We start from the raw sequence: 15199 nt of genomic DNA, 5'->3' as shown, positions 1-15199 counted from the left end.
TTTAGAAATACTCTTAACTTTGTCAGGATACTCTTCGGAATTTAGAAATACTCTTAACTTTGTCGGGATACCTTCGGAATTCAGAAATACTCTAAACTTTGTCAGAAGTAAATGGTCCAGATAAATCGATCGTTGCATCGATTGAAAATGTCTTAACAGGTTAGTATATACTTTAGTTTCCAAAAAGAAGTTTCTTTGAAATCCGAGGATTTTTTTAATTTCTGTCCATAACTCCACCCCCTAATGTGTCGATGATGAATGACACTGGGTCCTCCAATTCAATTTCCATCAAATAATGGTTAATTCTGCTCATAGTCTCCTGCTTTTTGTAACGCAGGACAGTTAAAATTTCTTCTTCAATATTTTCTTGTTTTGTCCACTCACTCAAATGATGGACCAAGCCCTTATTTTTTAAAAAGTTCAAGTTCTGTTCTTCTTGACCAGGCAAAACATCATATACAAAAATAGGAAGTTTTTTGTTTAGACTTTCGCTAATTGTCACTCCACCTGGCTTAGTAATAATCATATCAGTAGCATCATACAATCGATTCATTTCTTCTTTTGATGATATATAAGGAATCGGTTGTATGAGCGGATTATTCAGGCTCTTGATATGATGATGAAGTTTGTCATTTTTTCCGCATAATACGTTGTAAAGTATCTGTCCTGCCGGCTTTAACCGGTTAAGCAGTTGCAACATTGATCCAGCTCCCATGTTTCCACCACTGATTAACGCTGTATATATCTGGTCATTTTTTATCTCATGTTTTTCCATATTGAAGACGGGATGGACTGGGATACCGGTTATAATGATACGCTTTGCGCTTATTCCTTGTTCCACAAGTTGGTCTTTAATTTTCTTACTTGGTACAAAGTGATAATCAATTTCTTCAATTCCCCATAGGTTATTAATGAAATAATCAGTATAGACATTAATCATTTTTCCTGTCCATAGCTGTAATTTTTTTAGGCGTGCAATCATGTAAGAAGGAAGGGCATGGGTGCAAATAACCAAATCTGGTTTTTTTTCTTGTAATAAATTCCTAAACAATTTTATGAACAGAACTTCATACATTCTAAAGCGTTTATTCAGCTTCGAACGTTCTACTGCAGAAAGCCGATAAATAGCGCTATATACTTTTGGAAGTTTATGAATCCAGTGTAAGTAAATAGTGGAGATCAAACCCTCAAGGTTCCCGTAGCCATATGATAAAATATCGATTTTCTCACAATGAAAAATGTCTGCTGTCTGTTCCAATTGAACCTTAATACTATCAGCAACATGATGATGACCTGAAGGGATTTGCAGGAATGGAAAAAATAAAATTTTGTGCATGAACTCCCCCTCCTTTTAGGATAGTTTGCGAAATAAAAGTTATATCATCCACACCTTGAATTTCCATTAATATTTGCTTTCTTTTTAACCAAAATAAAAAATGACCTCCATACAATATCATCATCTTAAGGGGAATATTTTGAATGAAAAGAATGAAACAGTTTTGCATTGCAGGATGGAAAGTGATAGATCCGATATACTTCCAATTCACACGATTACACCATATTAAAAAGCGATGTGGCAAAAAGACGATTATGCGCGTTCGATTAACTAGATATAAGGGAAGAGATATTACTTTATCGGATGGAACGGTGATTTGTAAGAATGACGTTCTTGTGAAAGTACATTTACACAATGTCAAATTATTGAGTGAAATTATGCAGTACAAAAGTGATTTAAGAAGAGGGAAGGTCATTTATTCAAAAGTAAAGGATGCACTCCCGGGTGTTGTGGATTTTATTCATTTGTGTAACGAAATTAAAGAAATAAAGGGATTAATTGGAATCACGACACTTTATAGAGGTTGTGAAAAATTAGGATTTGAACCGCACCCCATTAAAAGCCTTTTATATAAAAAATTTAAGCAAACAGCTCTTATGCCCATTTATTTCCTTTCTTCAAATAACCGAAGGAATAAGAAACTTCCTGAACCCATGTATTTGATTATGTCAAAAGCTATTCTTTTACAAAAATATGGAGGCTCCAAAATATAACCAGCCTGTATATGGCCATTTGGCATTCCATCCATATATTACAGGTTAAAATCCCTCCTCCTTCCATTTATAATTGACAGGAGGAGGGGAAATAAATGACTGCTGCTATCATTATATTGATCGCATTATGTACTTTCATATATATAGGCAATAAGAATACCCGATCCGTTGTCATTAATCACATTGATATAGATTGTAAAAATGATTTAAAGAAAAACCCTGAACCTCTACGGATTTTGCATATATCGGACTTGCACCTCGAAAATATCTCAATATCTCCGGAACAACTTTATGAGAGTATCAGATCGCAGCCGATTGATTTGATTGCTCTAACTGGTGATTTTATGGACAGGAAAAAAAGTATACCCAAACTCCTTCCATACTTGCATGTCTTAAAAAAACTAGAGCCTGGATATGGTATTTATGCCGTGCTTGGCAATCATGATTATGTTTTACGGAAAGATGATTTGGGTCAATTAAAAAACCTGTTGATCCTTAACGGTGTAAAATTATTGCAAAACGAAAATCACAATATTGACATAGACGGAGTCCCTTTAAATATAATTGGTATTGATGATTTCAGTACTAAACGAAGTAATCTGATGGAATCTTATGATGGTTTACAAGAAGGTTATAATCTGGTCATTACACATGATCCAAATATAGTTTTGTCCATGCATAACTATCATTTTGATTATCTGCTTTCGGGCCATTTTCATGGCGGCCAAATTCACTGGCCAAAGCCATATCATCTTGTGAAAATGGGAAAACTGGTTAAGATGAATATGATAAAAGGTCTACAGAAATATAAAGAAAAGCAATTCTATATAAGTGAAGGTCTTGGACAAACAGGTGTAAATATCAGGATAGGCAGCCGTCCTGAAATTACCATCCACAACATCCGTTTGCCTCATACGTTAGATGGTGTTAAAGTCGGATAATTTATCCGGCTTTTTTTAGTCTGTATGATTATCTACTTCTTAGATCACTTGGTATAATCGCAGTAGTGCTTTTAACTATTAGGATCAGGATAATTCTAAAAGGAAACAAAAGTTGACAGTATAGGCTTTTTTAGCAAGCGTGGGATGGAGATGCAAAAATTAATGATAAACAGGATGGTTTCATTTCTTAAGATTGTTTTCCCGCTAGCTTTGTTAGTACTGGCAGGGTTTGAGATTGAAAAATTTGCTAGGGATCTAAATTACGGGCTGCTTCAAAGAGAGTTGGCCCAAATTCAAACCATAGATATGGTTGTAACTTTATTGATTGTTGCCGCTGCATTCATACCCATGTTTTTTTATGACGGGATCATGGTCAAATTGTTGGGGATTAACATATCAAAAGGAAAGCTTGTGAAACAGTCCCTGATAGCCAATACTTTTTCAAATGTGTTCGGCTTCGGCGGATTGATCGGATTAGTGATCCGTACATACTTTTATCGTTCCCGGAAGTTGCGAAAGAAAACTGTGTTAACGACGATTGCTTCCGTTTCGTTATTTTATTTAACAGGGATTTCTTTGCTATCGTGGATCATTCTTGCAGGATATAGGAACATTCCACTGCTTGTGGATACAAAATGGCTTTATTTGGCAGTAATCGGGGTTTCACTTTATCTTCCGGTTCTATTATTTATCATTCATAAGAATCAAAACAGCACAGACATGAGTATAAAAGTACGCGCCCAATTGGTTTTGGTTTCTTTTTGGGAGTGGGGAGCCATATTCTTTGTCATTTGGTTTCTTGCCAGGATGCTGCATATACATATAAGTTTCCATGATTTATTCCCCGTTTTTATTGTTGCAAGCTGTGCAGGCATTATCAGTATGATTCCCGGAGGACTGGGCTCGTTTGACCTTGTCTTTATTTGGGGGACTGATATCCTGGGAATCCAGGATGAAAAAGTGATGGTCCTTTTAATGCTGTATCGAATCTGTTATTTATTCTTACCTTTCATCATTGCAGGTGTTTTATTTGCCAAAGTATATTGGGAAAGACGAGATAATCTAGGATAGATAATCAAGGTTTGGCTGAATGTGAAGTTTATTCTTTAACATATAGTGTTGCTGTTACAGGCAAATGATCGGAGGCTAGAGGTAATTCTGTTATCACCTTGGCGTCTACTATCTGAAAATCATGACTGGCAAATATATAATCCAACCTTAATCTAGGCCGAAGTGAAGGATAAGTGCAGCCTGCTCCCTTTCCCCCAATAGCCCAGGCATCTTGAAACTTACCGATTAATTTTCTCCACCCTTTAGATCCAGGTTTCATATTCCAATCTCCCAATAAAATAGTTGGATTAGATGTCTTTTGGTGATGACTTACGATAAAGTCCGTTTGCTTTTTATGTAGAAAAGGGTTAAGACTTAGGTGAGTGACATTGATTTGTATAGGTTGGTCGTTTATCCGTATGGTTGCATCCAACAAAGATCTTCCTTCGATCATTCCATATATATTATTAAATAAATGATCATTCTTTTTGACAATTGGAAATCGGGATAAGAGGGCATTCCCAAATTCACGTATTTCTGCTGAATGTTTAGATGAAATAGATATAGACGGACTGAAAGCAACATCCATTTTCAATTGATCTGAAAGCCAAGCCGCTTGATCTTCGTAAAAACTACGTTTGGAAAAGTGCCTGTCAACCTCATTAAGACCAATGATATCAGCATTACATTTATCAATTACTTCAGCAATTCTATAAAGATCTGTTTGTTTATCCACCCCCTTACCGTGATGGATATTAAAGGTCATGACTTTAATCACCGAAATTTACTCCTCTCATAAAGATTTAATGGTCTCTCCAGGCTGCTTATAAAAAAGCTAAACATCTCTTTGGATAGTTTGTGAAGATATTACCGCAATGCATTCATATCCTTAATTTTCCACTGATATTTATACATCTTGTATACAAAATAATATGAGTGAAATTTGAGCAAACTTTTCTCATGGGAATAAGCATACGGAATCAATAGTAGACAATATTTCCTCAGTCAAGTTGCGGTATCAACGGAATTACAGAAAGAAGAACCAGATATAAAGGACGGACCATGTTTTAAATGATCGGACAGCAACACGTCATGAATGATGTACTTGAGAAATTTCATATGTATAGTATTAAACTGCTCAAAGAAAGGTAAAGGTATGATGATAAAGTCAAATTGGCTTTACTAATTTATGAAAATGAACAGAGATCACTCCTGTTTATTGCAAATAATCTTGCCGTTGAAATCAAGGGATTGATCAGCATCACAATACTTTAAGAAGTTGTACCAAAAACCCTTACAGCCAATTGTATTGAATTTTTTTCTCAAAAAGGCTGCTCTCCTTCCAAGTTGTTTTCCTCTCCACCGATAACACTTTTTTCCTGTGATTATTATATCGAGGATAATAAACAATCAGGTAAATATGACATCTTAAGAAAAGGAAAGAGTAAAGGATGAAGAAAATGTTATATGTTTTAATCATCATCATTGTTGTGTTGGCGATTATCTTCTTGATAAGAGGCTTTAGACCTGCAAATCAATCATTGGAACAGAAACATGTCACCAAAACAGAAAATCCCGTCATTTTATTGATTATTGATTCTTTAATGGCCGAGCCTCTACAGAATGCAATCAAAGAAGGCCGAGCACCAGCGTTAAAATATTTAACCGACCAGGGCCACTATTATCCAAACATTATCAGCAGTTATCCAACGATGTCAGTAACGATTGACAGCTCCCTTTTAACCGGGACATATTCAGACAAGCACCGGATCCCAGGGCTTGTTTGGTATGATGAAAAGGAAAAGCGGCTCGTAAATTATGGAAGTGCTAAAGAAGAAGTTCTTAAACTGGGAATTAAACATGTGATTGAGGATAGTTTTTATCATTTAAATCACTCCCATTTAAGCCGTGATGTAAAGACAATACATGAAATATTAGCGATAAAAGGATTGGAAAGTGCGTCTATAAATGCACTTGTCTATCGGGGAAATGAAAAACAGCAATTAAAGCTGTCGAAATTGCTATCAAAGCTGGACATGATGCCTGAAAGTCTGCAAATTGAAACACCGGCATTATTTTCCTATGGAGCACTGGCGCAGTTTAGCCCGGTAAACAATCAGAACACCCAGCTTTGGGAAAGGTATGGATTTAATGACAAATTTACAGCCCAGGAATTAAAATATTTAATTCAAAATGGAAAGCTTCCCGCTTTTACTATTGCCTATTTCCCTGATCTTGATAAAAATGTTCACGAAAAAGGCCCCATGAATCATATAGACAGCATTGAAAAAACCGATAAGCAAATTCAGGAGGTATTGAATGCATATGAATCTTGGGAAGAAGCACTGCAGTCTGCCATTTGGATCGTGATGGGAGATAGTGGACAAGCCAATGTCGGGCAAGACAAAACTAATTCCTTCATCCATTTAAATGAGATGCTGGAATCTCATTATAAAATTTACAACATCGCAGAACCGGTAAAAGGCGATGATCAAATTGTCATTGGACATAATGAAAGAATGGCTTTCATATATAATTTGGACCCAAATATAAAACTGGAAGAAATCGCGAGCCATCTTCAGCAAGACGATCGAATGAATTGGATAGCCTGGAAAAGTGGTCCAAATGTGCATGTAGCAGCAAGTGGACATAAAGAAAAATTAACTTTTCGCCCAAATGGGGATTTTAAGGATCAATACGGTCAGTCATGGTTGGTGAATGGGGATTATTCAATTTTGGATCTTTCACTGACCAATCATCAAATTGAATACGGCACCTACCCGGACGCACTAGCGCGTTTACACAGTTCATTACATTCCCATTCCGGTAATTACCTCGTTGTTGACGCAAAGCCCGGGTTTGAGTTTGCTGGAGATGGAACACCTGTTCATCCTGGAGGAGCGGCGCACGGATCAATGCACAAACAGGATTCATTGATACCAATGATTGTAACGGGGACAGAAACGAAGCCAAAACATTTGCGGATTGTTGATCTATATCCATGGATTATGAAGCTCGCAAAAAAAGGGGAGTAAAACTAAAAAAACTACATTTTTTTCATAAAAAATATTGACTGTGATTAAAATAGATGTTAAAATAAAATATTTTACAAATTTATTAAAATGTGATATAATGAACATGTTAATAAATTTGGAGGTGGAACAATATGTTCCAAGTAGGCGATAAAGTTTTTTATCCAATGCACGGAGCAGGTATTGTGACAGCCATTGAAGAGAAAGATTTTCGTGGAGAAATGGAAAGCTATTGTTTAATCACTATTCCCAGCAGCCATATGGATGTGATGCTTCCTATGAAAAAAGCATCACAAGCTGGTCTGCGCTCAATTGTAGACCGACAGGCAGCAAAGAAGATGCTTCAGGGGTATTATTATGCTGAGCAGGGCTCCCAACTCCCATGGAAACAAAGATTTACTTCAAACATGGAGAAAATCAAGTCGGGCGAGTTTGAAGCAGGCCTTGAAGTAGTGAGTGATCTTCAGTATCGGAATGAGGAAAAACCTCTCAACACCAGTGAAAAACAGATGCTCAATAACGCAAAACGATTGATTGTAAGCGAATTGGCTTTGATTAAAGATATAAGTGAGAGCCAGGCAGAAGATTTATTGGAACTGCCGAGCTAAGGGATCTTTTTCCGCATAAATCGGGGAGGGATCCCTTTTTTAGAAGGTTGTTTGCTGTCTGTTTAAATAGGGTAAGTCTATATATGATCGTTTAACTCTATCTTTGAAAAATACACGTTATAATGGTAGACTCTGTTATAATCAGAACTTTCAAATGATTAGGAAGGGAGAGTTGGAATTGGCATCAGAATATATGGTAATGATTGATGGTGAACGGATAAAGGTCAAGGGAACAGGGACCGTTATGGAAACAATGAAAGCGCTTGATGTTTCTGTTCCTGATGTTTGTTTTCACCCAAGCTTGGGTGCAATTGAAACGTGTGATACATGTATTGTCAAGGTGAATGGGGAATTCGTCCGGTCTTGCTCCACGGAGATTAGCAGTGGGGATGTAATTGAGACGGGAACGAAGGAAGTCAAAGAAGCGCAAGTCATTGCAATGGATCGAATTTTGCATAATCATGAGCTGTATTGTACCGTCTGTGATTACAATAATGGCAATTGTGAGATACATAACACCGTTAAAGCGATGAAAATCAACCATCAAAGTATCCCCTTTGAGCCAAAACCTTACGAAGTGGACAACTCACATCCCTTTTACCGCTATGATCCTGATCAATGCATTTTATGTGGCCGCTGCGTGGAGGCGTGTCAAAACGTTCAGGTGACAGAAACACTTTCGATTGATTGGGAAAGGGAGCAGCCGCGAGTGATCTGGGACAATGATGTTCCCATCAATGAGTCATCCTGCGTTTCATGTGGGCATTGTTCAACTGTCTGTCCCTGCAATGCCATGATGGAAAAAGGGATGCTTGGTGAAGCAGGATATTTGACCGGACTCAAGCGTGAAACTCTGCGTCCAATGATTGACCTGACAAAGGATATAGAAACGGGATATGGTTCCATTCTTGCCATTTCCGATATGGAAGCAGCCATGAGAGAAGAACGGATCAAAAAAACGAAAACAGTCTGTACTTATTGCGGTGTAGGCTGCAGCTTCGACATTTGGACAAAAGGCAGGAAAATTTTAAAAGTGGAGCCAAATGTGGAAGCGCCGGCTAACGGGATTTCCACATGTGTCAAAGGAAAGTTCGGATGGGATTTTGTGAACAGTGAAGAGCGTCTGACGAAGCCGCTCATCCGTGAAGGAGAAGTATTCCGCGAAGCGGAGTGGGATGAGGCCTTGAGCTTGATTGCCGAAAAAATGACAGCCATCAAGGAGGAATCAGGCCCCCATGCGCTCGGTTTTATCAGTTCTTCCAAATGTACAAATGAAGAATCCTATTTAATGCAGAAACTGGCAAGGGGAGTGATTGGAACGAACAATATTGATAACTGCTCGCGGTACTGCCAGTCCCCTGCAACGATGGGATTGTTCCGGACAGTGGGCTATGGGGGAGACTCCGGCTCCATCATGGATATAGAGCAAGCCGAAATGGTGTTGATCATCGGATCAAACACAGCAGAATCACATCCTGTATTGGCCACAAGGGTCAAACGCTCCCATAAACTAAAAGGACAAAAGCTTGTAGTTTCAGATCTCAGAGAACATGAAATGGCCCAAAGGGCTGATCTGTTCATCCAACCGGCACCTTCCTCAGACCTCGTCTGGTTGTCAGCCGTGACAAAATATATTATTGATCAAGGCTGGGCAGATAAGAGCTTTATCGATGAAAAAGTGAATGGCTTTGATGAATACTATAAAAGTCTGAAAGATTATACATTGGAATATGCGGAAGAAGTGACTGGGATCTCCAAAGATCATCTAATACAGATTGCTGAAATGATTCATGATTCAGAAAGCCTCGCGGTGCTTTGGGCGATGGGCGTTACGCAGCAAATGGGAGGGAGTGATACAAGTACAGCGATCTCCAATCTTTTGCTTGTAACTGGAAATTATGGACGGCCTGGAACCGGCTCCTATCCGCTTCGCGGACATAACAATGTACAGGGGGCCAGTGACTTCGGCAGCATGCCTGACAGATTCCCGGGGTATGAAAAAGTGTCTGATCCGAAGGTGCGTGCGAAATATACAGAAGCCTGGGGTACGGAAGTCCCTGAGCATCCGGGATTAAACAACCATGACATGGTTGATGCCATGCATGATGGCACATTGAGAGCCCTCTATATCAAGGGAGAAGAAATGGCTCTTGTTGACTCCAATGTCAATTATGTGCGGGCAGGATTCGAAAAACTTGATTTCTTTGTTGTTCAGGATATTTTCTTTTCAAAAACAGCTGAATATGCCGATGTCATCTTGCCTGCTTCTCCAAGCCTTGAAAAAGAAGGGACTTTTACAAACACTGAACGGCGTTTTCAACGACTTTATCAGGTGTTTGAACCACTTGGAGATTCAAAGCCCGACTGGCAAATCATCATGGCTTGGTGCCGATTGGCGATATGAACATCCGAGTGAAATCATGGAGGAAGCGGCAAAACTTGCCCCATTGTTTAAGGGCGTAAGATATCACTTGCTCGAAGGGTACAATACGCTCCAGTGGCCTGTCAAAGAAGACGGTACGGATACACCGTTGCTATTCAAAGACGGTTTCCCGTTCCCTGATAAAAAGGCGAGATTGTTCCCGGTCAAATGGACAACACCGCTTGAATACGAGGAAAAATATGACATCCATCTTAATAACGGGCGCTTGCTGGAACATTTCCACGAAGGGAATCTCACCTACCGCTCCAAGGGGATTTCATCCAAAACACCAAGTGTTTTCCTGGAAATTTCCCCTGAACTCGCGAAAGAAAGAAGAGTGGTTAGCGGAGCACTCGTAAGGCTTATATCCCCGTATGGCCAGGCAGTCGTAAAATGTCATGTAACAAACCGCGTGAAAGGGAAGGAAGTGTATCTGCCGATGAATGATGCAGGGAATGCGGCCGTCAACTTGTTGACGAGCAGCTTCGCCGATAAGGATACGGATACCCCTGCATATAAAGATATCATGGTAAAAATGGAAATAGTCGAAGAGAAGGGGGACGATCCGCTTCCAAGAATCAATCATCGCTTTGGAAATCCAAATCCCCAAAAAGGAGTCGAGGTCGAGAGAAAATGGTCAAGAGGCGACTATGTCTTCCCTGGAGATCTCGTAAAAAGGAAGGGGCTGAAGACGAATGGCTGAACCGATCAAAAACATTCAATTCAAGCCGGTTAGTGAGGAAGTTCAAAAGAAGAGAGATTTAATGGAAATAGAAGATGCCCTTCTGGCCAATAAGGACTCCATGTTGGAAGTTTTGGAAATTATCAGCTACCTGAAAAACAGAGGGATTCTCGATATGGTCAAAGGGTTGCTGGGACAAGGGGATAAGGTATTGGACATTGCGGTCAACTTAGCGAACATGCCCGATAATAAAAATTCCATTAAAAACCTTCTCTTGCTTATGGGGACAATCGGCATGATTAACGTAACTCAATTAGAACCGATTTTATTAAAAATAAATGCGGGGATCGCAAGGGTTGCGGAGGTGGAAGATAAAGAAACTGAAAAAACAAGCTATCTTGGCATGGCGCGTGCATTAAAGGATCCTGAAGTCAACCGTTCAATCACCCTGATTCTGGAATTTTTAAGAGGCATGGGGACAGATATCAGTGACCTGGAAAAAAACGAACCTTCCTCTGTAGAGCCTTCCGTAAACTCCGGAGAGACGCAGGAGCCGGAGAAAGCAAAAAGCCGTGGGTAAAAACCCTCGGCTTTTTTCATTTAGATGATTCAGGTTATTTGTTTTTTATTAAACAAGTACCGAGTTTTTACGATAATAATAATACGGCTTTCATAAGATCCAAAAAAAATCCGAACGACGGGGGAATTGCATTTGTTCTGGCGATTTAAAGGCATAATCATTTATTTTATTATATTTGTGGTAATCTTTCAGCTTTTACCGCAATCAACCTTCGCCCAAGAAGCAAGTGGGCAGAGAGAAAAGGAAGAGGTTGTTTTATTTTCACAGGAACCTGATCTTGAGATAGAGATGTTTAAGGAAAGTTTATCTGACGAGGTGTTGGTGAATATTCCGGACGACACACTGGTAGAGCTTATCGAGACTGAAGAAAATGTATCATTGATTCGTTATTTCCAAGAATCATCAGAGGGACAGGTTGAATGGACGGGGTATGTGCAAAATTTGCATATTATCCCCAGTGATAACGCTCAGGAATTTCGGCAGTTGCGTCTGGAACCGGAATTTGACTTGGAAAATGATCAAAAATCCTTAATCAGGGAAAGTGTCAGTACAAAAGAGGAAGAAAAACAAGTAAGTACTCCAGGAATGATGAAGGAGGCACCAGAGACTTTTTCGGGTCCTTCTGCTACGGAAGACGTATTTAATGGTGTCGTTATTGCAAAAAAGACAAATGTATACATAAATCCAAATAAATCCCAAATACTAAAGTCGTATAATAAAGGTGATATTTTAACCTATCGTAAATTTGACAGTAACTGGCATATAACGGATGTTACGATCAATGGGAAGACCCAACCGGGCTTTATCCGTATAGATGATATTGAAACTGCTGTTGTCCCGCAGAAAAAACTAAAAGGCGTTGCGATAAAAAGTCCCGTGCATGTGTATTCAACAGCTTCAACAGGTTCAAAGGTTTTAAAAAGCTATGAATACGGAGCGATTCTGAGTTATAAGACTTTTACTGACGGTTGGAATGAAATGACTGTTCAGGTGGATGGAAAATCACAAACAGGATATGTGCAGACCGCCGATGTTGGGGATCTTAAAACAAAATTAAAGGGGTACGCATTGTTTGATCCTGTTTATGTGCATAGTCGTACCGATAAAAAATCTACTAAATTAAAAAAATATAAAAAAGGTTCCATCCTTCAATACCGTGCGTATAATACCGATTGGTTCCAAGTTGATGTGGTGATAAACGGGAAGAATCAAACAGGATTTATCCATAAAAATGATGTAAACAATAATCCGCCTCTTCTAAGTGGATACGCATTTAAAAGTCCGACTTATGTATTCGGAAGCAGAAACAAAAGCGGCTCCAAATTAAAAACATACAAAAAAGGAGATATCCTAAAATACCGTCCTTTTGACTCCAACTGGTATACTGCAACTGTTAAAATAGGCGGAAAAGACAAAACTGGATATATCCATAAAAATGATGTAACTGAAAAACCGCCTTTGTTGACGGGCTACGCACTTAAAGACTCCAGTTTTGTATACGGAAGTACGAGCAAAAACGGAAAAAAGTTAAAGACCTATAGAAAAGGGCAATCGTTAAAATACCGTTCTTATAATTCAAGCTGGTACACTGCTACAGTCAAAATTGGTGGAAAACCACGAACAGGATATATCCATAAAAATGATGTTGGGGAAAAACCACCAGTCCTTAAAGGCTTTGCAAAAAATGCCTCTACCTATATATACAGCAAGCCTGACAGGAAGTCTTCGAAATTAAAAAAATATAAAAAAGGCCATCAATTAAACTACTATTATCATAACTCAAGCTGGTATAAGGCAACTGTAGTGGTTAAAGGAAAGTCTCGTACAGGTTATATTCATGCCAAGGACGTGGGGAAGGCTACGGATATCTCTTTTGTAAATCCAAAGAAAGTATATTCATATAATCAAATGGCGGCTGATATTAAAAGCCTTCAAAAAGCCTATCCCGACTTAATCAAATACAAAGTTGTAGGAAAGTCGGAGTATGGCCGGAATATCTATGCCGTTTCACTTGGAAAGGGGAAGCCGACAACCTTCATTAACGGGTCCCATCACGCCAGGGAATGGCTGACAACAAATTTGAACATGTATATGCTTGAGGAATATTCAAAAGCCTACCATAAAAAAAAGAAGATTAAAGGTTATGATGTTAGGAAAATATTAAATGAAACTACAATCTGGTTCGTACCAATGGTCAACCCGGATGGGGTTACTTTACAGCAGCAAGGGCTAAAAGCATTTCCAAAAAGTACCCACGCCTCATTCATTGTCATGAATAACGGAAGTACGAACTTTAAACGTTGGAAGGCTAATGGCAAGGGAGTGGATTTGAATCGCCAATATGATGCCGGGTGGAAAACAATAAAAGGCAATCCTGGCCGCCCAAGCTATAAAAATTACAAAGGGAAGGCACCGGCAACTGCATCGGAAGTAAAAGCTGTATTGAAACTGGAGGCTGAAACCAGGCCTGAAATTGCGGTAGCCTACCATAGCAGCGGAAAAATTCTCTACTGGAATTATAAACAAAAGGGAGCAGGTTATAAACGGGACCACGCTTATGCAAAGACAATCGGAAAAATGACAGGCTATAGATTGATCTATCCCGGACCGAACCCTTCGGGCGGGGGCTTCACTGACTGGTTTATCCAGAAGCGAAAGCGTCCCGGTTTTACTCCGGAAATTTCTAGATATGTAATTGAAACAAATCCTCCTGTTTCCGAATTCTCGGGGGCATGGAAAGAAAATCAAGCTGTTGGTCTCTACGTTGCTCAAGAGAGTGCAAAACTTTATAAGGCAAGAACAAAAAAGAAAAAATAATGTAAAAAACTGTTCCGCTCATAAGCTTGAAAAGCATGAAAGGAACAGTTTTTTAGTGGATATTGGCAAGGGTGTACATCGATAAAAGGCACCTTCGCTCTTCTTATTCTCCCTTCGGATCCATGGCGTCCCTTAAACCGTCTCCTACAAAGTTAAAGCACAAAACCGTAATTAAGATTAACAGTCCGGGAAAAGCAGGGTACCAGGGTGCTTTCAACAGAACTGTAAAATTCTGTGCGTCTTCCAGCATATTCCCCCAGCTAGGTGTAGGCGGCTGAACGCCGAGACCCAAATAGCTTAATGCAGCTTCTGTCAAGATGACAGTACCGACAAGCAAGGTAGCTGTAACAATAATGGGGCCCATGGCATTCGGCAATATATGGCCAAAGATGATTTTAATTGGCTTTGTTCCAATCGTCCTTGAGGCGAGTACAAACTCCCTAGTTCTTAGTGTTAAAAATTCTCCCCGTACGATTCTAGCAGTCGTGGTCCATGATGTGATGGCAAATACAAGGATGAGTTTGTCTACGCTTGGCTGAAAGATCGTTACGATGGTGATCAGCAAGAATATCGTAGGAATAGAGATCATCACATCGACGAGTCTCATCAATATGGCATCAACCAGGCCGCCGTAATAGCCGGCGATAGCGCCAATAGTTGTTCCGATGATTAGTGCTCCTGCCACCGAACCAAAACCTACAAGAAGAGAAATTCTTCCTCCATATAAAATGCGGGAAAAAATGTCACGCCCAAATCGATCAGTACCGAGCCAATTATCTAAGTTGGGAGGCGCCAGCTTATTGGCAAGACTGGTCGCTCCAGGATCATATGGGGCAATCCAGGGAGCGAGCATCGCGGAAAATATAATTAAAAAAAGGACTATCGCGCCAAATACGGCCAATTTGTTTTTGATAAACTTACGAATGAAAATTTTGGTGAGTGTTTCCGGTTTATCTTTTATTACGGGGTTCATATTCAAATTGTTCTTTGTCGGTTCAAAGTTCGTCTGTAACATATA

11 protein-coding genes and 1 pseudogene are annotated in these 15199 nt (G+C 39.4%); 8 read left to right on the top strand and 4 right to left on the bottom strand.

What is annotated here, in order from left to right:
- Together C509_RS26755 and C509_RS0115020 are read right to left on the bottom strand one after the other, a co-directional pair.
- Positions 1-237: hypothetical protein (locus tag C509_RS26755; RefSeq protein WP_211214278.1), on the bottom strand; the 237-nt coding region annotated here is incomplete at its 3' end.
- Positions 215-1336, bottom strand: a complete 1122-nt coding sequence (locus C509_RS0115020; protein ID WP_018707750.1) for an MGDG synthase family glycosyltransferase — start codon at positions 1334-1336, stop codon at positions 215-217. The genes C509_RS0115020 and C509_RS26755, both read right to left, overlap by 23 nt.
- A 143-nt stretch (positions 1337-1479) precedes the next feature.
- Between C509_RS0115020 and C509_RS0115015 the strand changes: the two genes are divergently transcribed.
- The 3 genes from C509_RS0115015 (at position 1480) to C509_RS0115005 (ending at position 4061) form a co-directional block, all read left to right on the top strand.
- Positions 1480-2049 (top strand): YkoP family protein, encoded by a 570-nt coding sequence (locus C509_RS0115015; RefSeq protein ID WP_018707749.1) that lies wholly within the window; start codon positions 1480-1482, stop codon positions 2047-2049.
- A 95-nt stretch (positions 2050-2144) separates the two neighbouring features.
- Positions 2145-2990, top strand: coding sequence for a metallophosphoesterase (locus C509_RS0115010; protein ID WP_018707748.1), 846 nt, complete (start codon positions 2145-2147; stop codon positions 2988-2990).
- Positions 2991-3134: 144 nt separating this feature from the next.
- The gene (locus tag C509_RS0115005) at positions 3135-4061 is read left to right on the top strand and encodes a lysylphosphatidylglycerol synthase domain-containing protein (RefSeq protein WP_083934602.1); all 927 of its coding nucleotides are present in this window, start codon (positions 3135-3137) and stop codon (positions 4059-4061) included.
- A 28-nt stretch (positions 4062-4089) separates the two neighbouring features.
- On the opposite strand, the gene C509_RS0115000 is transcribed toward C509_RS0115005, so the two are convergent.
- Positions 4090-4818: an endonuclease/exonuclease/phosphatase family protein gene (locus C509_RS0115000; RefSeq protein WP_018707746.1), complete on the bottom strand. Its 729-nt coding sequence runs from the start codon at positions 4816-4818 to the stop codon at positions 4090-4092.
- A 682-nt stretch (positions 4819-5500) separates the two neighbouring features.
- Between C509_RS0115000 and C509_RS0114990 the strand changes: the two genes are divergently transcribed.
- From C509_RS0114990 to C509_RS27050, 5 genes and pseudogenes are all read left to right on the top strand, one after another.
- Entirely contained in the window at positions 5501-7075 is a 1575-nt protein-coding gene (locus tag C509_RS0114990) for an alkaline phosphatase family protein (protein ID WP_018707744.1), read from the top strand.
- Between the two features lie 131 nt (positions 7076-7206).
- Positions 7207-7680, top strand: a complete 474-nt coding sequence (locus tag C509_RS0114985) for a CarD family transcriptional regulator (RefSeq protein ID WP_018707743.1) — start codon at positions 7207-7209, stop codon at positions 7678-7680.
- A gap of 178 nt (positions 7681-7858) precedes the next feature.
- A pseudogene (fdhF, locus tag C509_RS24860) lies at positions 7859-10805 on the top strand (formate dehydrogenase subunit alpha).
- Positions 10798-11364 (top strand): helical membrane plugin domain-containing protein, encoded by a 567-nt coding sequence (locus C509_RS0114975; RefSeq protein WP_018707742.1) that lies wholly within the window; start codon positions 10798-10800, stop codon positions 11362-11364. The pseudogene fdhF and the gene C509_RS0114975 overlap by 8 nt, the downstream one beginning before the upstream one ends.
- Positions 11365-11496: 132 nt before the next feature.
- Complete coding sequence (locus C509_RS27050; RefSeq protein WP_018707741.1) at positions 11497-14181, top strand: M14 family metallocarboxypeptidase; 2685 nt, start codon at positions 11497-11499, stop codon at positions 14179-14181.
- A gap of 103 nt (positions 14182-14284) precedes the next feature.
- Here the strand turns inward: C509_RS27050 and opp4C are convergent, their stop codons facing one another.
- Positions 14285-15196: an oligopeptide ABC transporter permease gene (opp4C, locus tag C509_RS0114965; RefSeq protein ID WP_018707740.1), complete on the bottom strand. Its 912-nt coding sequence runs from the start codon at positions 15194-15196 to the stop codon at positions 14285-14287.
- Between the last annotated feature and the right edge of the window lie 3 nt (positions 15197-15199).

The sequence above is a fragment of the Siminovitchia fordii DSM 16014 = CIP 108821 genome (genome assembly GCF_000374565.1).
Classification (GTDB): Bacteria; Bacillota; Bacilli; order Bacillales; family Bacillaceae_C; genus Siminovitchia; species Siminovitchia fordii.
Note: the sequence above shows the minus strand (reverse complement) of the source record. Positions and strands in the feature narration are given on the sequence as shown.